We start from the raw sequence: 20,735 nt of genomic DNA, 5'->3' as shown, positions 1-20,735 counted from the left end.
ATTTGCTCACGCTCGCTTGATGCCATCTTGTTCCACTCATTAGGACATTTGATGATGCGTCTTTGCAGTATTTTCACTGCGGTTCTTTTTTTACCGCTAACCTCACACGCCACCACTTATGACGTAAAAGATCTATCTGAGTTAGGTCAACTTTGCTCACACAAGAGTTTTAGTATCGAAAGCGATGGCACGACTTATCTCTGTACAGGGAAACTAGTCCTACCCGCTGGTGATAAAATTGTCTCCTCATTACCGGAAAAAGAGATAACATTAAAAGCAGATTATGGAATTGTGTTAGAGGGGAATAATACAATTGGTGAACCCAATAAACGTATCTCTCTACACGCCCTCGCTACCGGATTAACGGTTAACAATGAGAAAGCATCAAACCTCGACGATTACCAAAACAAGCACACTGTTATCTATGGTGATCTTCTATCGGCTTATCCAACAAAGCTGCATAACGTTCTCATCGATGGGGATATAGAGCTAACAGGTGAGGCCCTTCATATTAATGGTGAGTACAACACCATTATTGGTGACATTTTGACTCACAGCACGACCAATATATTTAATACAAACATCTGTGGTAAGGTCGAATCACAAGGCGAAACACTACACCTAAAAACAAACCATCCTTTACAAGACCATTTTGTCGTCGGTGATGTTTCTGCGCACAAATCTCTGATTATAAAAGATATGTCGATCTATGGTACGGCTGAATCTGTAGGATCGTCAGCTACATTAAGTGGCTCATTCTATAGTTCCACCGCAGCAATTAAATACTTCCAAACATTGAACTTCAACAACGCTCCAAATCAGCCTAGTCAAGTTTGTGGTGAAATCCAACAAACGCCAGGAAGTGCACAAACGAAAGCACAAGACAACAAATACACGCAATACTGTGGATTGGGCGAGGCTGATTGTCACTACTCTTCCCAAGTCTGTCCAATCACCCCTCAAGATGTTCCGAATTGCAGCATGCAGCCTCCATCGGAGAACGACTTAAACCTCAGCGTCACACCATCGGACAACATGGCACTGATGTGCGGCGACGATCTTCCGCAATTTACAGCAACAACAACCAATAATGGAGAAGTTGTAAGCGCAGAAGTCAGTGCTGTCCTATCACACCCTGACTTGTTCACTTTAGAGGTGGTTAAAGGTCAGCAGACATTAGGAGCCAACCAATTTATATCTGACGAGAATGGTGAACTTGTTGTTCGAGTGGTTCCGAATAATATTGATACGATCTCGTTAGATACCAACTACACACTAACTTTCACTATGGCGAAAGACACGAGCAAGCATCAAACGGTTAGCTTTATGTTTACGCCATTTATGTTTGAGGCCTACTCAAAGACGAAAAGCGCAACTTTAAATATAATACGCGTTATTGCAGGTAAACCAGAAAACGTGCATACGCGATTGCTTGCTTGTGCCTCCACCGGCGAACCTGTAGTGGCAAGCAACTACAATGGTACGCCTAAGATTTTTCATCCATTGGTTCAACCATTAGGAGGAAGTGAAGGAAACTTTAGCTATTCAGCGGAATTTAAAGACGGCTTGTCTGAACATGGTCTTATCACGAACGAGTCCGGCATATTTGAAGTGACATTGTCCGATCATTTTGAATGTGAGGGATTTGAAGAATGTCCAGAAGAAGGCAAAGTGGAAGTGAAAGGGACATTTAATGTGCACTCGCGACCATGGACACTCGCTATTTGTGACAACCAACGTGCTTTGCCTTCTGGCACCTCTGAACAAGGAGAAGGGTTTCTTGCTGCCGGAGAACTTTTCTCTCTAACGGTGAAACCAATCATTTGGCAACCTGACGGCTCTGTGAGTGGGTCTGTTGAATCAGCACGCTATTGTGATGCTTCTATCACCCGTAATTTTACGCTTGATGACGCTCCAGCAGCATCCGTTGTCTTGTCGAGTGAGCAACATACGCCATCAGAGACAGCGAACCAAACCTCAAAATTGCTAAAAAGTAGTGACTCGCTAGCTCAGGCGCATAATTCAGCCAAGAATGATCAATTCGTCTTTAATGGATTATATTGGGAAGAAGTCGGGAGCTTGAGAGTAAAAGCAAACCTAGAAAGTAAATATCTAGGTATGACTGTGAACGAAGGCTATCGTTACGTTGGTCGTTTTTACCCAAAATATTTTCAAGTGCAAGACCAAGAATGGCACTACCCACATGGCCAAACTTTTGCTTACATGAATCAACCTTTTGAGAAAGTCACTTACGATATTGTCGCACTCAATGCGAATAAGGAAAACGTGAAGAATTACGTCCACTTTTCGTCTAACCTTCAACAACATTTCGATTTAGGCGAGCTAAGCTCATACTCCGATCGGTTTTTGCCGCCTAAGCCTAAGAAGGTAGACTGGAAACTACTGGGTAGCGCGAGTGTTGGAACGTTTGTTATAGAGAAGCCCTCGACCAATGCGACTTGTAACAATAGCCCATGCTGGAAAAAGAACACGACAGATAAGCAATATCCTGATGGCCCATTTAATAAAGGGACTAACAGTGACAGCAGCAAAATAGGTATAGTCACGACTAAAGCCGTTGATGAGGTAAATTTCTTTGATAACAGCGAAATGCTCACTCAACAACCGGACATTCGATTCGGTCGTTTGAACTTTCAAGATGTAGGTGGCAACCAAGGCATGGTGATCAAAGTGCCACTTGCTGTAGAAACTTGGCAAAACGGTCGATTTACGACTAACTTCGATGACAGCTCAACAACGGCGAGTGGTGAATATTACTTCAGCACGCCAATTTGGTCTCATGCGCCAGCAAACAACGCCCTGCTTTCTGGCGTTGGAACGATGAGTATTGGCAGAATGACCGATATCGTTGCAAGCCAAATTGACTCAGCACGCGAGCAAATACAATTCCACCTGGATTTAGACGGCTCAGGTAATCGCATCCCTTGGCTGAAATACGATTGGGATAACACGACAAGTGAAGAGGAAAATCCACCTGTTACAGTTACGTTTGGTATTCACCGAGGAAACGATCGCATTATTTATCGTGGTGAGCCAAATATGCTTGGCCTAAATTAACGCGAAACGACAAAACAAAAAAAGCCCCTCAATTGAGGGGCTCTTTTCACACAGACTGTGTAATTTACTTTGCGCCACGACGCGCTTTCAGGCGCTTCACCATAGCAAGACGACGCTCTGCCGACCCTTGGTCTGTTGCCGACTGGTTCGGATTATTACGACGACCTTGACGATTCTTGAATGCTGGTTTTGAGTGCAGCTTTTCAATGTAAGATTCACGCTGTTTTGGTTCATAGCCAGCAAGCTCAATACGGCGAATTCGCTGCTGGATTAGATTTTCAACCTGAACAACCGTGAGTTCTTCATCTCGATTTACAAATGAAACGGCATGACCTTGTTTACCTGCACGGCCTGTACGACCAATTCGGTGAACGTAATCTTCCGCTAGGAAAGGCATGTCATAGTTCACAACGTGAGGTAAATCTTCAATATCTAGACCTCGAGCAGCGACATCGGTAGCCACCATGACACGTGCTTTACCGGACTTAAACTCTTCTAGCGCACGACGACGAGCGCTTTGAGCACGGTCACCATGACAAACCACCGCTTTGATACCATCAAGTTTCAGCTCTTTTACCACTTCGTTTGCGGTCTCTTTGTAGTTCACAAATACCAACACTTGTTTCCAGTTCTTACGACCAATCAGCTCCGAAAGCAGTTCCGTTTTTCGCTCTTGATCAACTGGATATAACACGTGAGCAACTGTCTGTGCTGTCGTATTCGCTCGCTCAACTTCAATACGCTTAGGCTTACGCAGGATATCTTTTGCTAACAGATTTAGTTGGCTCGAAGTCGTTGCCGAAAACATCATGATTTGTGGGTCTGTATCCACATCCAGCATGATCTTACGAACTGCATGAATAAAGCCCATATCCAAGATACGGTCTGCTTCATCAAACACTAAAAACTCTAAGTGTGCGACCGAGACATTACCTTGTTCAATGTGCTCTTCCAATCGACCAGGTGTAGCCACTAGGATATCTACACCGTTTTCTAATGCCGTTACTTGAGAAGACATTTTACGGCCACCGAAAATCGCAGCCACCGACAGGTTCGTGTACTTCGTGTAAGCTTTGATGTTGTCAGCAATTTGTTCAGCAAGCTCACGAGTTGGAGCCAAGATAAGTGCGCGAGCAGTCTTACGAGAAGCGCTACGGTTACTGTCTAGCAGCTGCTGAATCATAGGCAGAGAAAACGCAGCCGTTTTACCAGTACCTGTTTGTGCTGTAGCGAAAATATCATGGCCTTTGCGAGCCATTGGAATCGCCTTCTGTTGAATTGGCGTTAACTTTTCATAACCGCATTCTGCCAGTGCTTTAACCACTTCTGGCGCAAAACCTTGAGATGAAAATGACATTGAGCGTATTCCTTAAACAAACCACTAAAAATAGCTTTAAAAATTTAGCCGTGCACTATACCCGAATTTGAGTGATTTATCTCACTTTTCTCATTGAAATCCTACAAAAGAAAAAACGGTGAGCACAGATATATTAGTGGTTCACCGTTTTCGTTTAACCTTTGCGCGATTTAATGTTTGATGCCAGATAACTGAAGGAGAATTCGCTCAAGCTCATCCCATGGCAACAGCTGAGAATCTATCACTTCTAATCGTGATTCAAAGCCTTCTAAGCTGATTTCATTCACCGACACGACTCTGTTGGCAACATTAAACGCGTAACAACCTTGATCCGTATTGACCACTGCTTTAACACGTTCAGCCGTTAAGTCCGAAAGCATTGAGAAGAGTTTATCAAAATCAAACGTGTACTCTGCCCCAAACAACCACCCGCAACTAAAATACCCTTGCCCTTTGTTCTCTTTACGCACAAAGGCTTCACCTGGCGGCAACTGGAATTGAGGCTCTTGGTGAGCATGGTCATGATGATGTGACTCGATATGGGAAGAAGCGCTGCCGTAAACCCGTTCGATATCCAAGACTTCTATCGGTAACTCACCATCATGAATAAGCTTACTGAATACTTTTGAGGGAGATTGGTCCGTCACCCAGTCATTAAACACATCAATGTCGTGACTGGTACAAAGGTCAACCTTACTGCCTATAACCACATCTGCGCTGTCTAACTGGTCCACGAAATTTTGGTTAGAAAGATATTTTTCATCACTTAAGTTACGCGGATCAACCAGAGCGATCGTCGCTTTTAGATCAACGTAAGGTTCATACTGCTGTGAGGTAAGCGTCGCGATAACCTGTTTTGGATGACCAAGGCCTGTCGGCTCAATCAATAAACGGTCCGGTTTTTGGCGCAGTAACGCGGTAATACCGACCGACATTGGCACGCCCGCCGTACAACACATACAGCCACCCGGCACTTCTTTAATCAGCGCACCTTGGTCGGTCATCAATGCACCGTCGATGCCAATCTCACCAAATTCATTGACCAAAACCGCCCAGTTTTCGTTTTCCGGTTTGTTCTTCAGTAGATTTAAAATCGTGGTCGTTTTACCGACACCCAAAAATCCGGTCAGTATGTTGGTTGGTACTCGATTTGACATGCTTATCTCCGACACGTTAGTGCATTAATGCTCCAGCAAAGTATACGGAGAATGTGACTCGCTTCAACGCTTTTTATCGCGCTCATCAAGCTCATTGCGTGATGCGTTGGAACACATTTTTCGAGCTTGTTTGGGTTGACTTATCAACTCTGAACGCTTCATATCAGACAGGTATCTACTGGTATAAATAACGCAAGTAAAAAACGCGATAATAGCGACTACGATGGGAAGAACTCCGAGTGTGTTTTCGAATTTAAGCGCAGCGATAGCCAATGCGAAAACAACGACAGAGATAAGTGCGATAAACTTACTTTTGTTGCTTTTCATGATAACTCGCCTTTCGTAAGGGTAGCCCCTAATACCTCCTGTATTAGGGGAGTGCCAGTTTGAACAACATCCAACCTGACTGTTCAATGCTACTCCTTTCGCTACTTGTGAAATTTGACAAAGCTAACATTTATTACAACATCAAACGATGAACTTATTACTAGCTTTCAGACACTTAGTGGACTGTAAAGCACTTACTAGCAAATCGACCCGCCGCTGACCAATATGTCGTTTTCATTGGCAATACAAACTTGCGCCACCAGCCTTAGCCCTTCGACTATCATCTCCAGAGACATGGAAGGCTGACTGCCATCTACTGCTTGTTCTGGCAATAATGGGATATGAACAAACCCATGACGAATAGGTTTGTCTTTTAGATAATGTTGGATCCCATAAAAAAGGTGGTTACATACAAATGTTCCGGCACTGTTGGAAATCTGGCTAGGTATCCCCTGCTTTTGCAGCGTTTGAACAATACGCTTTATCGGCAGTGTCGAGAAGTAAGCATCAGGACCATCAGCCACCACGGGTTCATCAATCGGTTGATGACCAGCGTTATCTGGAATACGAAAATCATCGACATTAATTGCGACACGTTCTGGGGTTATCGCGCTACGCCCGGCCGCTTGCCCTACAGTAATTACACAGTCTGGCTGGTGCGCTTCTATTGCTTCAATAACGACTTTCACCGAGTCATATCGAACTACGGGGACTGGGCAAGTAACTATCACACCGCCTTTTATGGCCGCAGCCTCTAATTGCTTGACCGCTTCTAAGGCGGGGTTAATGGCGTCACCACCAAAAGGTTCAAAACCGGTAATCAGGACTTTCTTCATAACAGCCTTTAGGAAAAGAGTTTTACAAATTATTGCACTCCCCTTCACCCCATCCAATAGCAAAAGTATTGATGAGATAAACCAGACAACATTATGTGACTCATGTCTAACCAGAGAGTGTTTTCTGCCCCATTGAATCTAGGCAAGTTCCGGACTATCGAGACTAACTTATTGATGATTAGTGGCAGGGCAAGGTTCTCTCATTACATGACGCACGTAGAAGCTTGGTTTCCACGCTTAACTTAGGTAGAGTACGCGACCGCAATGCAATTCGAAGAGATTGAATACAATGAATATTGATAACCATGTAATCGAAACGATTGAAGAGTTAGAGGCATTTCTGCATTTAGTAGAAAGCGGCGCTCTGGGTCTTGAAGGTGTCACTGGCGTTGCGCTAGCCACCTCTAATACCGATGGCCGTCCATTTGTTGCCGTATTAGGAGAAAAGCACCAATTGCTCCTCGGTCGCTGGGTTTCGCAGCACGTATATGACAATGGTAAAGACATCGTTCGTAACGGCCCAACCAGAAAACACTAAGCGCTCGACGCCACCTATAACATCACGCCGTCTTATACACCAAGCGTATGCTTTGAAAGCAATGCGCTTGGTGTACTCAAAAAATAAAAAAGAAAAGGCTAGCCTTTATTAATTTTGTCGGTATACTGCACATCAGCTCTTACGGAAAGAGCTATTAATGTAATTAAAGATCAAAGTTTCTCTCAGTTCCACATCGAATTCCTCGTTTACGTTCCTGCGACAAAATAGTTATCTCTAAAATCATATAGTAGCACTTGATATTAGCTAAAAATTCAATATTTAAAACAATCAAATATAGAGGTATCTATGTCTAATAAATTAACTGGTTCAGTAAAATGGTTCAACGAAACTAAAGGTTTTGGTTTTATTTCTCAAGACAATGGCGGTGATGACGTATTCGTTCACTTCCGTTCTATTGTTTCTGAAGGCTTCAAAACTCTTACTGAAGGCCAAAAAGTATCGTTCGTTGTTGAACAAGGTAACAAAGGTTTACAAGCAGCTGAAGTAACTGCACTGTAATTCTTTGTGTGGCATCAATGTTGTTGGTGCCACAACCCCCTTCCACTTGTTACTGCCCTTACTATTCTCTATCTAAGTTTATATAGCCAAATCACTTACCTCTCCCACACCATCATTAATCACTTTCAATAAAGTCACTTTGGTATACATCTTTAGGTAATCACACAACCTACCTTGCAATTCCAGTTTGGAATTAAATTAATCTCATTCATATCTGAATCACTTCGCCTCATGCTTTGCTCATAAAAATAAAGTTTATAAAATAAAAGCGATTGGCGAATATAAGAGAAAAAATGAAATTAAATATATCTGCTCAATCAATAAATTCTAATAACTACGAGCATATAATCCCTAGCTGAGAGGTTGAGTCAACACTGAAATGTCATTACATGAAGCCATTTATCGGACAACACTTCATAGGGACAGCGTCTGGATTCACACACTTCGGAGCATTTGTTGAGTTAGAGGAAAACCGAATCGAAGGTCTCATTCCTTTATCAAGTTTCCAAAATGGTGAATTCGAATTTGATGCAGTCAAACAAAAAATTTCCAGCCAGAGCACCACGTTTACTCTAGGAGCTAAAGTGCACGTGTTGTTTAAATACGCCGATTCGAAACAAAGAAAGCTCATGTTCAACTTAAAAGATGCGGAACACGCGGTAGGTTAGCCTGTTTTAGATTACTTTCTAATCCATTAATCAAAAATAAAAAATAAGCTTTTAATACCGCAATTAACTTGTGACATTTCGCTGACATCGACTCATTCTAAAACCCTAATATCTGACAAAGGAAACGAATCTAATTTTTGTTTCCAGACACCATCGCAGAGTGTATTTCCAGCACTCTGTTTGCCTCGAGAGGTTCTTATGACAGCCTAGGATCTCTCGAGGCTTTTTTGCACCTATTCAAACCACCTGATTCTACATCACAACTATTATCCCCTACCCAAGCTGTACTTTTTAACTAGTTCACTAGATCGACAATTGTTATTTAAGCAACTGATCACACAACCTCTTCCAAATTTTGGGTATAAAAGTAGCAATACTTTCGTTAACTAGGATGTAAATAATGAAAAACTCGTTTGATCTCACTATGCCCAACGAAGAAGGATACTTTGGTGAATACGGTGGTAGCTTTGTTCCACCTGAGCTTGAACAAATCATGCATGACATCAACGCAGCTTATGAGGAATGCAGCAAAGATCCTGAATTTAAAGCGGAACTCGCTCGTCTGTATAAGCACTTTGTTGGACGACCTAGCCCAATCTTCCATGCGGAAAACTTGTCTAAAAAATACGGAGCAGACATCTACCTAAAGCGCGAAGACTTAAACCATACTGGCGCACATAAAATTAACCACTGCTTAGGAGAAGCCATTCTCGCTAAAAAGATGGGTAAGAAGAAACTAATTGCAGAAACTGGCGCAGGACAACACGGTGTTGCGCTTGCTACAGCCGCGGCATTGGTTGGCTTGAAATGCGACATTTACATGGGTGAAGTTGATATCGCCAAAGAACATCCGAATGTCGTCCGCATGAGAATCCTTGGTGCTAATGTCATTCCTGCCACTCATGGGCGCAAAACCCTCAAAGAAGCGGTAGATTCTGCATTCGAAGCTTATCTGAAAGATCCTGATACACAACTTTATGCGATAGGCTCTGTCGTTGGCCCTCACCCATTCCCTAAAATGGTGAGAGATTTCCAATCAATTATCGGTAACGAAGCACGAGTTCAATTCAAAGAAATGACCGGTAAGTTACCCAATAATCTCGTCGCATGCGTTGGAGGTGGTTCTAACGCGATGGGGCTATTTACTGCTTTCTTAGAGGATGAACAAGTCGCCATTCACGGCGTTGAACCTGCGGGCCGCTCTTTGCAAAAGGTTGGCGAGCATGCTGCAACACTCACACTCGGTGAGCCAGGTATCATGCACGGATTTAAGTCTTACATGCTTAAAGATGCGCAAGGCGAACCTCAGGAAGTGTACTCTGTAGCAAGTGGCTTGGATTACCCATCGGTTGGGCCTCAGCATAGTTACTTAAAAGACATTGGCCGTGTCAATTACGGCTCAATCAGTGATGACGAAGCGATTGATGCCTTCTTTGAGCTGTCTCGTGAAGAGGGAATAATCCCTGCTATTGAATCCTCACACGCTGTCGCTTACGCAATTAAACTCGCACAGCAAGGAGAAACCGGCTCGATTTTGATCAACTTATCAGGCCGTGGTGACAAAGACATTGATTTTGTCGTTGAACACTACGGCGCAAAATACGGCATTGAATCACTCATATAGCCTAACTCCGTAGCCTAACCCTACATGCAAAAAGCTACCTGGTACTAGGTAGCTTTTTGTTTTTGTCTACTATTTTAAGAAGCAAGTCCCTTTACTCACTGCTCTCACTATACCTTTAGAGCATAATTCGATTAACCGATAAGAGCTGGAATGCCTGGAAGCTGACCAACAATAGCAAGGGAGCCTGCACAAACGATAAACGCAGTGCCAGGAATCAGATATTTATCTTTGCGCGATAGTTCGTTAGCACGCTCATGGTCGCCGATAAGCCCGAGGTTATCCAACAGCATCGTGATTGCCCAACCGAAGACTGGATTAACGAATGCACAGGCAAAAATACAGATACCTGCACTGAGTGAATCTTTATGCTTATGGATCATCTGCATACCGGCTTCAAGGAGTGGTAAGAATACACCCACAATCAAAGCAACGCGCAGAACAGGTTCCCACATTGCTAGATCCATTGGGTAGCCAATTACCGCCGCCGCAATACACATGAAACCCGTCAACAGAGCGCCACCTGGAATAGGACGCTTGGCAATTGCGGCAGGAATCATGTACGTTCCCCAAGAAGAAGCTAGGTTTCCGCCCCCTAAGAGTGAACCAACCCCCTGACGAACAGATGCTCCGACCATCGTGTCGTCGACATCCATGAGTACACCTTTCGCTTCTTTTGGGTAGTTAAGTTCTTGAAACACACGATGGCCGAGATAATCAGGGGACCACATAGCGACTGCCAGTAGAGCAAATGGAGTCACGGCAATAAAGTGCTCTAGGGTTGGCCAGCCTAGCTGCCAGCCTGTATCTTCCCCCCACCAGTAGAATGGACTGAAATTAGGCAGGCCCGGTTCCGTGGTAAAGGCAAACTCAGCGCCCATCAAATAAGCAACAATACCCGCGAGTGCAGAGCACAATGGGATAGCGAGCCAACGTTTATTGATCTTGGCTAAGTAAGCGTAAACCATAACGGTTAGGCCTATGACCACAAACGAAATGTAACCTTGGTCCGTACTTGCAGCCCACGCTTCCGTCTTATTAATTTGCCCGAGCAACCCAACGGCACCAAGGTAGATCAACAACCCTCCTCGAACCCCGATACCAGTCAGAGTCATGAGTTTAGAGCCACCTTTGGTTAAGGCGAGAATTAACCCAAAAACACATACCATCAAACCTAGCGCGAGAGGGTGTCCTCCTGCAGCTGCAATCATAGGAATCAGCGGTATCATTGGGCCATGGGTGCCCGCTAAGTTTGCATTCGGGTTTAGGATGGCAGAAAACAGAATGACGAACAGGGCTCCAGCGATAAGTAATTCGTAACGCACGTTTTCTGCAATGAATTCCGGAGATAAACCAAACTGAGCAGCAAAAGCGGAAACCATGGCAGTGACCATCACCACCTTACCAATAGTTGCTGCTAATGCAGGTACCCAGTCTTCGATTTCAATACTGTAATCACGTGAGGGCAAATGAATTCCCCAGCGACGGAAGCTCATGACGGTTAAATCATGATTTAGAAAGTCTTCTCGGTTTTCAAATTCATGCGGTTTTTTGCGCACATCCCTGTAAAAAGTCTTACTTTTGTCAGACATTGAGTCATCCTTTTATGTTTCAACGTTGAACTACGTCAACTAGAGTTTCGCTTGGTAGACAGACCTTCGACCAATACGAGACAACACCCACATCAAACTTCTAGGCCATACTAAGAAAGCGGCATGAACCAATTTTGATTTTGAGCTTATTAAGCATGTGTTGCTATGGGTAGGAATATTAGACATTAGTAAAAGAACAACAAAAATCTCACTTATTACACAATAATTTAACATCGAGCTGGAACGCTTGAACTTTTAAGAGTCATTTTTGAGCAGAGAGCCAAGTAGAGCGGCCAATTCCGATTTATACTTTCAAGGTAGAGAGCACTGTGCTCGCATCCATCGCAAAGTAACTATAGATATCTCTACATTGTATACTTTGTTAAACTCCGCCCTTTAATGAGTAAGGCCCTTAAAAATGATGACTGACGAAGAGAGAATCGAGCTGCAACAGAACAATCCACTGCACGGATTAAAGCTAGAGACTATGTTGCAAGAGTTAGTGGATTTTTACGGCTGGGACATTCTAGATACAGCAATGCGTTTTAATTGCTTTAACACTAAGCCTTCGATTGCAAGTAGCGTGAAGTATTTAAAGAAAACCGAATGGGCGAGAGAAAAATTAGAAAACTTTTACCTTTATCGCTTTAAGCGTATGCCACGCGCGAGCGAAGAAGAATACAACTTACCACCAAGAGCTCGTACCTTCCCTCATGGCCTTGAACCTAAAGAGCCAATGCCGCTAACCGTTGACTCTATTCTTAAGTCACAAGCTAAAGCAGCGTCTGCATTTAAAAAGCGTTCACCTCGCGGACGCCCTGCTCGTCGCCAATAACACTATCTTGAAAAGCAATAGAGCCCTACTGGTAGCTCCAGCAGGGCTCTATTGTTCTTTAAAGGAATGGCTAGAAGCGAAGACTCAAGCTAGTGAGCATTCCCTTTCTCCAGCAACTCCCGTAAGTAAACTCACATGTAGTTTACGTTTTCTATTGATTACGCTTTTTCTTCTTTTTACCCGTACCTGCTGGCTTCGCTCGCGGCTTCATTGGTAAAAAGTAGGCTTCACTCTGATCGTCTTCCACTTCAAAACCGACTACGTGCTCGCGTTCAAGTTGGAACTTATTTTTCTTTTCTATCACTTTGAAATGGTGGTAGTCGTCGTAATCGATAAGAGATAATCCTAAACCTACTTCACCAGCACGACCACTACGACCGATTCGATGCATATAATCAGCAGGGCTACGCGGAAGATCGAAGTTAATCACCACTGGAAGTTTTTCAATATCAAGGCCGCGTGCTGCGATATCGGTGGCAATAAGAACTTGAATCTCGCCAGACTTAAAACCGTCAAGGACACGAGTACGAGCGCCCTGCCCTTTATCACCATGGAAAACTTCAGCGGTAATACCGCGTTTTGACAGCTTTTGAGCTAAATGGTTACAGGCATTCTTAGCATTCACAAAAATCAAAGTCTGTCGCCACTGATGCTGTTTGATTAAGTGCGCGAGTACCGCCGTCTTCTCACCTTTATTTACACTAAACACGCGCTGCACCAAAGTGCTGGCTTCTGCGCTCTGCAACTGAACTTCAACAGGGTCGCGGAGCAACTGCTGAGCCAGCGTCGTGACTTTATCAGGGAAAGTAGCAGAAAATAACAGCGTCTGTTTCTTCTCTGGTAGTAACGCAAGAATCTTATTCAGTTCTTCGGTAAATCCGAGGCTCAACATTCGGTCGGCTTCGTCAAGAACAAGCGTTTTTACTTGGTCCAACTTAATCGCGTTACTGGATACCAGATCAAGTAATCGACCCGGCGTTGCAACAATGATGTCACAGCCACCACGAAGCGCCAGCATTTGTGGGTTCACCGATACACCACCAAATACGGCAACCGTTTTGATCTTATCTCTGAGATGGTATGAGTAAGATTTGACGTTATATGCCACCTGTGATGCCAACTCACGAGTTGGTACTAAAATCAGGTGGGAAACGAAGTTGCCACGGCGATTGTTTGATTCGTCTTGCTGAACAATTTTTTGCAAGATTGGCAGCGAAAAAGCAGCGGTTTTACCAGACCCCGTATTGGCACCACCAATAATATCTTTCCCTTCAAGGATATCAGGAATAGAACGGGATTGAATGGGCGTCGGTTGGCTGTATTCCAACGCTTCTAGTCGCTCGACTAATGTTGGAATCAGGCCAAGATCGGCAAATGTCGCTTGCTGTGTTTTATCTGTCATTACGATGAGTGGCTCAGTGCTAGTAAAGGCCGTGTATCTTATGCTATTTCGCGTCTGGATGTTAGAAATAATGGCCCAAACAGAAGATTGGTGAAAGAAGCACTATAGGGTTCAGGAATTTCCTTTCACTAACATGAGTTAATGGTTTCCGTAACCAATACTCTACGACCAAGATGGTAGCGTTCGCGACGAATCTATTATCCACTTCGAAATTGATTTCAGCTCATTCGGGCAGAAAGAAGCTAGAAGCACTTGCTTATGTTGCGTGAGTAAATGAATGTAAACCTCAGTACATAAAAACGAACCTAATTTAGGTAAGCTCTTGGCAACTATATGCCACGACTCGAAAAGTAACGCGTGGGTGAATCGCCATAGACCCGACGAAACATCGCAATAAAGTTACTGGGCGTCGAATAACCTAAAGCATGTGCAATATCTCCCACCGATTCCCCTCGAGCTATCATTTCTAATGAATGTATTAGCAGTACTTGTTGCCGCCATTCACTAAAACTCATGTTTAACTCACTTCGAATCAATCGTCTTAACGTCCGAGATGAGACTGCCCCAATATTGGCCCAATGCTCTACAGAATGCTTGCTGTTTGGGTCTATTAAAATTGCTTGAGTAACTTTTTGCAGTCTCGGATCTCTGGGCAGTGGGATGTGGAGTGACTCATGAGGGCTATTGACGATTTCATCGGATATTACGGCGAGAATACGTAAAGACTGTATGGATAGATCGTCTGTTTTGCTCCATATCGATGCTCTAACCGATAGGGCTTTCAACACATCGCTCATTTGGATAACACAAGGTCTCATTGGAAACCGCTCACAACTCTCTGGAGTAAACAGTAATGAACGACCTTTCAGAGAACCACAAAAATAAACACTGTGCATCGCACCCGGGGGAATCCAACCAGCTCGGTGAGGTGGTAGTATCCACGTTCCTTCATCGGTTTTTACCTGTATTAGCCCTTCATCTATACACAGTAACTGGCCTCGATGATGACTGTGCCAATTATGTGGCCGTTGATCCAAATGGTTGAAGTCGCTCCTTTCATGCTGCCACTCCTTAGCGATCAGTGCGGCGCCATTTTTCCATTCGCTGTAATCAGAGTTTGTCACTTTATTTACTCAATTCCATTTTGGCCATTATTCATTATTTTCTGTCCTCTTAACGTTACCATAGCAAGTTAGCGTTCGAGTAACATTTTAGCAACGATCATTTTATCGAAGGCAGAACCATCATGAACGAACCTATCTTTATTATCTATTACATTACAGCAGGCTTGGGCATTGGCTTTCTCGCTGGACTCGTTGGTGTGGGTGGTGGTGGAATGGCCGTCCCTATTTTTGCGTTTCTATTTTCACTACAGGGAATAGCTGATACGGAAGTAGTGCATCTTGCGTTAGGGACATCAATGGCTTCGATGATTATTACAACATTGGGCAGCATGCGCGCTCACTACAAAAAAGAGAATGTAGACTCGACAATGGTAGGAAAAATGTTGAGCGGAGTTCTAGTCGGAACATTTTGCGCCACATTCGTAGCATCGTATCTACAAGGAGTCTATCTGGCAGGCTTTTTCAGCGTATTCATGTTGTATGTTGCTTATAAGATGTTTCTCAACACTGAAAATGAGTACAATCCGAACCCACATGGGGCTATCGGTAATATCACTGTAGGCTCGGTGATTGGCTCTGTATCAGCACTTGTCTCTATAAGCGGTGCGGGGTTGATCATCCCCTATCTTGTCCAGCAAAATTTTGAGGTAAAACGTGCTATTGGTACCTCTGCTGCGATAGGTTTCCCTATCGCGCTGTCAGGAAGCCTCGGTTACATGTTAAACGGATGGGGAAACACAGATTGGAACAACTTAGTATTAGGATACATATACCTTCCTGCAATGCTCAGCTTCTCCATTAGTAGCTACTTAACTACTAGCCTCGGCGTGCGTTGTGCAGAGTATTTCCCAAATAAAGTTCTTAAGAAAATCGTTGGTATTTTGTGTGTTCTTCTAAGTTTCAAAATGTTGGTACAAGTACTTAGTTAGAGCAAATAACACGGTCACTAGTAGGCCTTGCACTATGGTGAAAGGATAAGCCTGCAAAAACTTACTTCTCGCTTTGCTGGTCCAAGCACACAATGTGTAAGAAAGCTCCTCATTGTTGCACTCTTATGGCTTTGTTAACCTGGCCAGAATTACATCCAAAATGTGCTGATGATTGTCCTTTCTGGAAACCTCGTCACGCTCCTGGCAAAGTGCTTCCTCCCCTTCTGATGCGAGAATTTTAATGCCACGCTCAGTACATTCTGCGAACGCACTAAACTGACTCGCACTAGGAATCTCTTGAAACGTCACATTGGGAAGATCAACAAGTGATTCGGCTGGTGTCAGTGCGGGATGTAGCCGATCAGAAAGCGTCACCACGGTGATAGCATTGTTCATCAAGGCCAGAGTTTCAGGGACAAAAGTTTTCGTTAGCTCAGGGTTGATAACGACGACCGATTTCAGTTTGTTTTCAGACTGAAATCGGGGGAATTTTTGATCCGGGATGCTGGTAATATCAACGTTATTTTCACGTAACCAATGACAGTCTACATTGGTGGCGTTGTGACACGATGTTCGATATTTCTCCGGGCTTATTTGCGCTCCGGAGAGCATCAGCATAGATGTGCCGCCCAGAAAAAAGCCGACCCCCTGCACTGCATCAGTATCTACGCCTCCGGACAGTATCCCGACTGAACTTAATTCGTTCAGCCCAAGCATCAAATCACTGGTTCTGAATGTGATTTCATCAACAGCCATTTCTGCATTGATTTCGTTCGGTGCAGGAGGCTTTGGTACCACAACGACATAACCTTGTTGCGCCAGGCTCGAGGCTATCCAACCACTGTGGGAAAACGCTGACCGTGTTCCGCCCTGCGACAAAAGCACAACGGGAAATTTTCCACTTGCTAAAGGGGCATCTAACTGCGTTTCGACTGATTTAAAAATGTTCCCCCTACCAAACGTGAAATTGTTTTTTTCGTTCGTTGTGGGATACCAATAATAGACTTCTACTGGCTTATCTCTGTCTTCACTGAATCCCGTTTTGATTGTTAGCGCAGAATGGTATTTCGGCTCATTCGTACTGGCGCTGACACTGACACACAATGAAGCGAGTAGAAACGACATTATTATTTTGGTTTTCATTTTTACCCCAGCCGATCAATACATTACTCTGCACGGCATCTGGAAAAATAACGCGCAGGAGATTCTCCATATATTTTGCGAAACATAGCAATAAAGTTACTCGGAGTCGAGTAACCCAAAGCAAGTGTCTGTGAACTGCGCCAGCAAGCTTTTGGACATTTATTTGTCAGTGCCTTTGCTAAATTAGCAAAATATGAATAATCACAGGTATTGCAAAGTTGTGGAGAAGAGCTAGTGCAATGAGTAACATCGCACTAGCAAAAAGATTGGTTTAGACACGTGTTCGTTAAACCTGTTAAGTTAAATACCTCTAATGTATGCGCCCCATGAACCCACGGGGTGATGTTGTTAATGTTTGAAGCTCCAAGGTAGGAGCGCATCGATATTAGGCTCAGCTTTCGCGAGCTCTTTCATGCACTTGACCATGTAGTCGTAGAGGATAAGGCCGTTGGCTTTTGCAGTCTCGACGATGCTGTAAAGCATCGCGCTCGCATCAGCACCATTTGGTGTGTTCGAGAAGAGCCAATTTTTTCTGCCAATGACCAGCGGTTTAATTGCGCGTTCAGCACGATTATTATCGATAGATAAATGACCGTCATCGATATAGCGGATAAGTTTCGGCTATTGGCCGAGCGTGTACTTAATCGCTTTACCTAATGGACTAGAACTTATCACTTGTTGAGTCGTCATCCATTCGTACAGCTCATCCAGTATCGGCTTGGCATGCAGTTGACGTTCTGCTTTTCGTGTTTCGACCGTCGCACCTTTTAAGCGCGTAAGCGCGATTCTATCCCATAGAGCTTCTGGATTTTGGCCAGCGCTTTATCTGCTTTGCCTGACTTACCTTTACCTTGAAGCTTCTTAGCATCCATGAACTTACGCCGTGCATGCGCCAAGCAACCCACATTGGTTACGTGATGAAGACCATCATAGGCACCATAGCCATCGGTTTGCATATAACCACTGTAATCCCCCAAGAAGGCAACAGGGCATGCCCTCGCGCGACTGTTTTGATAGTCGTACAAGGCGATATTCTTTACATTCGGCAGTGCAGCGTCGGGCGAGTCTGCGTCCGAGCAGTAGAGCCACATATAACACTGTTTATCTTCTTTGAGGACATTGAGCGGCGTTTCATCTGCCTGAACCACCGCTTGTTGAAGTAGATGCTCTTTTAAGGCGGCATAGAGGGGTTTGAACTTCTCACTGACTTGGATAACCCACCTTGCCATGGTAGTTCGCGATAGCTCAATACCCGACTGAGTAAACAGCGACTCTTGGCGGTACAGTGGCATTGCGTATTGATATTTACCAAGGATGATGTTGGCCAGCAAGCTTTCTGTGGCAAAGCTTTTAGAGATGATGCTCTGGGGCACTGGCTTTTGAACGATACGGCTGTTGTCTTCAGTTTGCTCGCACTGACGACAAGCATATTTAGGACGAACATATTCCAGCACTTTGAGCACGGCTGGTGAGAACTCAAGTTTCTCACTGCGGTCTTCACCGATTTTATGCAGACTATGTTGGCAGCATGCATACTGTTTTTCATGGTCGTCTAAATCAAGTTCGATAACCTCACGAGGCAAAGTCTTTGGAAGTGGCTTGCGTTTACCACGCTTCTTCGTTGTGGTCGTCGTGACCTCAACCTCTTCTTCCTTAGCGGCTTCACATTCCACTTCGTTGAAGAGGTCACCTTGAGATTCATCGTAAGGCTTTAACGCCTCCGAGCGTTTTGCGAACTGGCGGTCGAAAGCAAGTTTGAGTTGCTCAAGCAGAGATTGACGCTCTTGTTTCCATTGGTTTTCTGACGCCATCAGCGCTTTCACCATCGCTTGTAGCTCGGCAACATCTTGGCTTTCTGGGTTGATATCTGGCGTCTTTTTCATGGCATTTATTATACTAAAATCATGCCATTCACGCTTGGTAGATAAGGCTTTATTATCGATTAAGTCATTGTGAAATCGTTTATTTGAACGGGTTTATGGCCGATAATCGTGAAGCCAGAAAGCAGTCTATCAAGCTCGAATTGAGTCAGGGTAAACACTTCATTTTGCTCTTTTGTAGGCCATTTATACTTGGCTTTTTCAAGGCGTTTATACCAAAGCGCAAAGCCAGTTTTATCCCAGTACAGCACTTTGATTTTGTCGCACTGTTTATTGGTGAACAGGAACAGTGCGCCGCTTCCCAACGGTAAATCGGTGTCACTTTCGATAATCGCCGCGAGGCCATTGATGGACTTTCTAAAATCGACACTCTCACGATACAGATAAATCTCTGGTGCGCTGAGCATATGTTTCATGACAACGCTCCAATGAGTTCTGCCAGGTAGGCAACGGGCGTGCCTTGAGGAATGCTCAGCTCAACATCATTGACGAGCAGAGTCATGTTAGCCGTTGCCACTGTAGATTGATACTTGGTTGTTTTTTCGACGACCTCTGCCCGTACAAAGCCTTGAGAGACATCTGCTTTTTTGAGTTGCTGGCGCTTAGCATAAAACGTCGAGGGATTGAGTTCATTAAGCTTACAAAATGCAAGCGTTGACAATGAACTCGATTCAGATTGCTCGATGAGCGTTTGCCATTCTTGATTAGTGTGTCGTTTTCCCATTTCAAATCTCCTCATGGTTGGAGACTTGATCTTATTCTTCGCGCTAGGCGATTAGAATGCGGGTTTTATGGAGCGCTTACTTTTAAGTCGCTAAATGGCGGCGTAACAAGTTGCTCTGCTTGACTGTTTCTTAATCCCAAGTGTTCATGACCCAATATTGATTAAAGCTTAGTTATATTGCTTATTGCTAGTTGTCTTGTAACTAGACTTGGGTATTAGCCAAAATATTTAGATGGACTAGCTGTGCAGCTAATGAGTGATGACTTGGTTCGCTGGTTTGATAAACAAAGCTGTGCAACACCACATTACTAAAATTACTTTATGTGTCGAAATTAAATAAATAGGCATGATAATTTAGTAACTTACGTTCATTTTGAGAAAAAAATCTGAGATGTATATCTTGAAATTGCGCTTAGATATTATGTCAAATGACAATAAGGATAATTTTTCTTGACGTCGCATGTTATCGCCATGTAAAAAGCGTGTTGCATTTGCCTTTTAACCTATTGATCGCAGTGTGTTTTTGTGGTGCTAGGTTATTGGGTTGAATATGTACTTATAAAAGAAATAGTCAGTTAACTTTAAATGGAACAAATGTAAATGGACAAAAAGAAAATAGTGGCTACGGTACTTGCTAGTTATTTCTTAGGTACGTTACCTTTCTCTTTAAATGCTAAAGAGGTGGATGTAGTTAACGAGATCATTACTCAGCAGGAGTTAAATGGTATCACCTTTGAAGGAACAATGAGTCGTCTAAGGCTAGAAAAAATTATAGAGTGGAATGCTGAAAGAATTTACCAGTTAGACCCAAAGCAATTAGAAACTCTAGAATTTATCATTCAAAAGCACAAAGACCTTGAAGCTGTTTATGGGAAAAATACACTCGCAAGTGAGTTATATAATACTTATGATAATATCAATGAAGTTTCAATGCCTCGCCCAAACAGACCACGTTGTATGGCATCAATCCCAAGTGATATAGATAATATAGTTGAAAATATCAAT

Annotated in this window: 17 protein-coding genes and 2 pseudogenes; 8 read left to right on the top strand and 11 right to left on the bottom strand. The window is 43.8% G+C overall.

Translation table 11 applies throughout. From position 1 onward, the window contains the following. The first annotated feature begins 51 nt into the window (after positions 1-51). Complete coding sequence (locus R7O03_RS15460) at positions 52-3,078, top strand: DUF6701 domain-containing protein (RefSeq protein WP_318131827.1); 3,027 nt, start codon at positions 52-54, stop codon at positions 3,076-3,078. Between the two features lie 64 nt (positions 3,079-3,142). Here R7O03_RS15460 and R7O03_RS15455 read toward each other — a convergent pair whose 3' ends face one another. The 4 genes from R7O03_RS15455 to pcp form a co-directional block, all read right to left on the bottom strand. Then, positions 3,143-4,435, bottom strand: coding sequence for a DEAD/DEAH box helicase (locus R7O03_RS15455; protein ID WP_005375652.1), 1,293 nt, complete (start codon positions 4,433-4,435; stop codon positions 3,143-3,145). Positions 4,436-4,605: 170 nt separating this feature from the next. Next, positions 4,606-5,592, bottom strand: coding sequence for a CobW family GTP-binding protein (locus R7O03_RS15450; RefSeq protein WP_213872395.1), 987 nt, complete (start codon positions 5,590-5,592; stop codon positions 4,606-4,608). 63 nt (positions 5,593-5,655) lie between these two features. Next, positions 5,656-5,919, bottom strand: a complete 264-nt coding sequence (locus tag R7O03_RS15445; RefSeq protein ID WP_318131826.1) for a hypothetical protein — start codon at positions 5,917-5,919, stop codon at positions 5,656-5,658. A gap of 197 nt (positions 5,920-6,116) precedes the next feature. Continuing rightward, positions 6,117-6,755 (bottom strand): pyroglutamyl-peptidase I, encoded by a 639-nt coding sequence (gene pcp, locus R7O03_RS15440; protein WP_025768981.1) that lies wholly within the window; start codon positions 6,753-6,755, stop codon positions 6,117-6,119. 289 nt (positions 6,756-7,044) lie between these two features. On the opposite strand from pcp, the gene R7O03_RS15435 reads away from it, so the two are divergent. The 4 genes and pseudogenes from R7O03_RS15435 (at position 7,045) to trpB (ending at position 10,104) form a co-directional block, all read left to right on the top strand. Further along, entirely contained in the window at positions 7,045-7,293 is a 249-nt protein-coding gene (locus tag R7O03_RS15435; protein WP_005375646.1) for a hypothetical protein, read from the top strand. Between the two features lie 306 nt (positions 7,294-7,599). After that, complete coding sequence (locus R7O03_RS15430; protein WP_005375644.1) at positions 7,600-7,812, top strand: cold-shock protein; 213 nt, start codon at positions 7,600-7,602, stop codon at positions 7,810-7,812. A gap of 359 nt (positions 7,813-8,171) precedes the next feature. Beyond that, positions 8,172-8,480: pseudogene (locus tag R7O03_RS15425) on the top strand (S1 RNA-binding domain-containing protein); the annotation flags it as partial. A 400-nt stretch (positions 8,481-8,880) separates the two neighbouring features. Continuing rightward, positions 8,881-10,104, top strand: a complete 1,224-nt coding sequence (trpB, locus tag R7O03_RS15420) for a tryptophan synthase subunit beta (RefSeq protein WP_005375643.1) — start codon at positions 8,881-8,883, stop codon at positions 10,102-10,104. A 131-nt stretch (positions 10,105-10,235) separates the two neighbouring features. On the opposite strand, the gene R7O03_RS15415 is transcribed toward trpB, so the two are convergent. Further along, a complete protein-coding gene (locus R7O03_RS15415; RefSeq protein ID WP_005375642.1) occupies positions 10,236-11,693 on the bottom strand; it encodes a DUF3360 domain-containing protein in 1,458 nt (485 codons plus the stop codon). A gap of 418 nt (positions 11,694-12,111) precedes the next feature. Between R7O03_RS15415 and R7O03_RS15410 the strand changes: the two genes are divergently transcribed. Next, positions 12,112-12,528 carry a VF530 family DNA-binding protein gene (locus R7O03_RS15410; protein ID WP_005375544.1) on the top strand — a complete coding sequence of 139 codons (417 nt, stop codon included), beginning with the start codon at positions 12,112-12,114 and terminating at the stop codon, positions 12,526-12,528. A 151-nt stretch (positions 12,529-12,679) separates the two neighbouring features. Here R7O03_RS15410 and R7O03_RS15405 read toward each other — a convergent pair whose 3' ends face one another. Both R7O03_RS15405 and R7O03_RS15400 read right to left on the bottom strand, forming a co-directional pair. Continuing rightward, complete coding sequence (locus R7O03_RS15405) at positions 12,680-13,930, bottom strand: DEAD/DEAH box helicase (protein WP_213903698.1); 1,251 nt, start codon at positions 13,928-13,930, stop codon at positions 12,680-12,682. A gap of 329 nt (positions 13,931-14,259) precedes the next feature. Further along, positions 14,260-15,054 (bottom strand): AraC family transcriptional regulator, encoded by a 795-nt coding sequence (locus R7O03_RS15400; protein WP_005389423.1) that lies wholly within the window; start codon positions 15,052-15,054, stop codon positions 14,260-14,262. Between the two features lie 122 nt (positions 15,055-15,176). Here R7O03_RS15400 and R7O03_RS15395 point away from each other — a divergent pair, with 122 nt between their 5' ends. Continuing rightward, positions 15,177-15,983: a sulfite exporter TauE/SafE family protein gene (locus R7O03_RS15395; RefSeq protein ID WP_017635743.1), complete on the top strand. Its 807-nt coding sequence runs from the start codon at positions 15,177-15,179 to the stop codon at positions 15,981-15,983. Between the two features lie 123 nt (positions 15,984-16,106). On the opposite strand, the gene R7O03_RS15390 is transcribed toward R7O03_RS15395, so the two are convergent. The 4 genes and pseudogenes from R7O03_RS15390 to tnpA all read right to left on the bottom strand — a co-directional run bounded on the left by R7O03_RS15390 (position 16,107) and on the right by tnpA (position 19,730). After that, positions 16,107-17,126, bottom strand: coding sequence for a hypothetical protein (locus R7O03_RS15390; protein ID WP_318131825.1), 1,020 nt, complete (start codon positions 17,124-17,126; stop codon positions 16,107-16,109). A 348-nt stretch (positions 17,127-17,474) separates the two neighbouring features. Then, a pseudogene (gene tnpC, locus R7O03_RS15385) lies at positions 17,475-19,009 on the bottom strand (IS66 family transposase). Between the two features lie 59 nt (positions 19,010-19,068). Continuing rightward, complete coding sequence (gene tnpB / locus R7O03_RS15380; RefSeq protein ID WP_318131824.1) at positions 19,069-19,422, bottom strand: IS66 family insertion sequence element accessory protein TnpB; 354 nt, start codon at positions 19,420-19,422, stop codon at positions 19,069-19,071. Next, positions 19,419-19,730 (bottom strand): IS66 family insertion sequence element accessory protein TnpA, encoded by a 312-nt coding sequence (gene tnpA, locus R7O03_RS15375; protein ID WP_318131823.1) that lies wholly within the window; start codon positions 19,728-19,730, stop codon positions 19,419-19,421. Before tnpA ends, tnpB begins: the two co-directional genes overlap by 4 nt. Positions 19,731-20,330: 600 nt before the next feature. On the opposite strand from tnpA, the gene R7O03_RS15370 reads away from it, so the two are divergent. Then, positions 20,331-20,735 (top strand): hypothetical protein (locus R7O03_RS15370; protein ID WP_318131822.1); only part of this gene is annotated, 405 nt, incomplete at its 3' end.

It is taken from the genome of Vibrio sp. Vb2960 (assembly GCF_033337665.1).
In the GTDB taxonomy this organism is placed as follows: domain Bacteria; phylum Pseudomonadota; class Gammaproteobacteria; order Enterobacterales; family Vibrionaceae; genus Vibrio; species Vibrio alginolyticus.
Note: the sequence above shows the minus strand (reverse complement) of the source record. Positions and strands in the feature narration are given on the sequence as shown.

Coding starts and splice junctions, on each gene's coding strand:
- R7O03_RS15460 (WP_318131827.1), top strand. CDS start 52: ATGATGCGTCTTTGCAGTATTTTCACTGCGGTTCTTTTTTTACCGCTA.
- R7O03_RS15455 (WP_005375652.1), bottom strand. CDS start 4,435: ATGTCATTTTCATCTCAAGGTTTTGCGCCAGAAGTGGTTAAAGCACTG.
- R7O03_RS15450 (WP_213872395.1), bottom strand. CDS start 5,592: ATGTCAAATCGAGTACCAACCAACATACTGACCGGATTTTTGGGTGTC.
- R7O03_RS15445 (WP_318131826.1), bottom strand. CDS start 5,919: ATGAAAAGCAACAAAAGTAAGTTTATCGCACTTATCTCTGTCGTTGTT.
- pcp (WP_025768981.1), bottom strand. CDS start 6,755: ATGAAGAAAGTCCTGATTACCGGTTTTGAACCTTTTGGTGGTGACGCC.
- R7O03_RS15435 (WP_005375646.1), top strand. CDS start 7,045: ATGAATATTGATAACCATGTAATCGAAACGATTGAAGAGTTAGAGGCA.
- R7O03_RS15430 (WP_005375644.1), top strand. CDS start 7,600: ATGTCTAATAAATTAACTGGTTCAGTAAAATGGTTCAACGAAACTAAA.
- trpB (WP_005375643.1), top strand. CDS start 8,881: ATGAAAAACTCGTTTGATCTCACTATGCCCAACGAAGAAGGATACTTT.
- R7O03_RS15415 (WP_005375642.1), bottom strand. CDS start 11,693: ATGTCTGACAAAAGTAAGACTTTTTACAGGGATGTGCGCAAAAAACCG.
- R7O03_RS15410 (WP_005375544.1), top strand. CDS start 12,112: ATGATGACTGACGAAGAGAGAATCGAGCTGCAACAGAACAATCCACTG.
- R7O03_RS15405 (WP_213903698.1), bottom strand. CDS start 13,930: ATGACAGATAAAACACAGCAAGCGACATTTGCCGATCTTGGCCTGATT.
- R7O03_RS15395 (WP_017635743.1), top strand. CDS start 15,177: ATGAACGAACCTATCTTTATTATCTATTACATTACAGCAGGCTTGGGC.
- R7O03_RS15390 (WP_318131825.1), bottom strand. CDS start 17,126: ATGAAAACCAAAATAATAATGTCGTTTCTACTCGCTTCATTGTGTGTC.
- tnpB (WP_318131824.1), bottom strand. CDS start 19,422: ATGAAACATATGCTCAGCGCACCAGAGATTTATCTGTATCGTGAGAGT.
- tnpA (WP_318131823.1), bottom strand. CDS start 19,730: ATGGGAAAACGACACACTAATCAAGAATGGCAAACGCTCATCGAGCAA.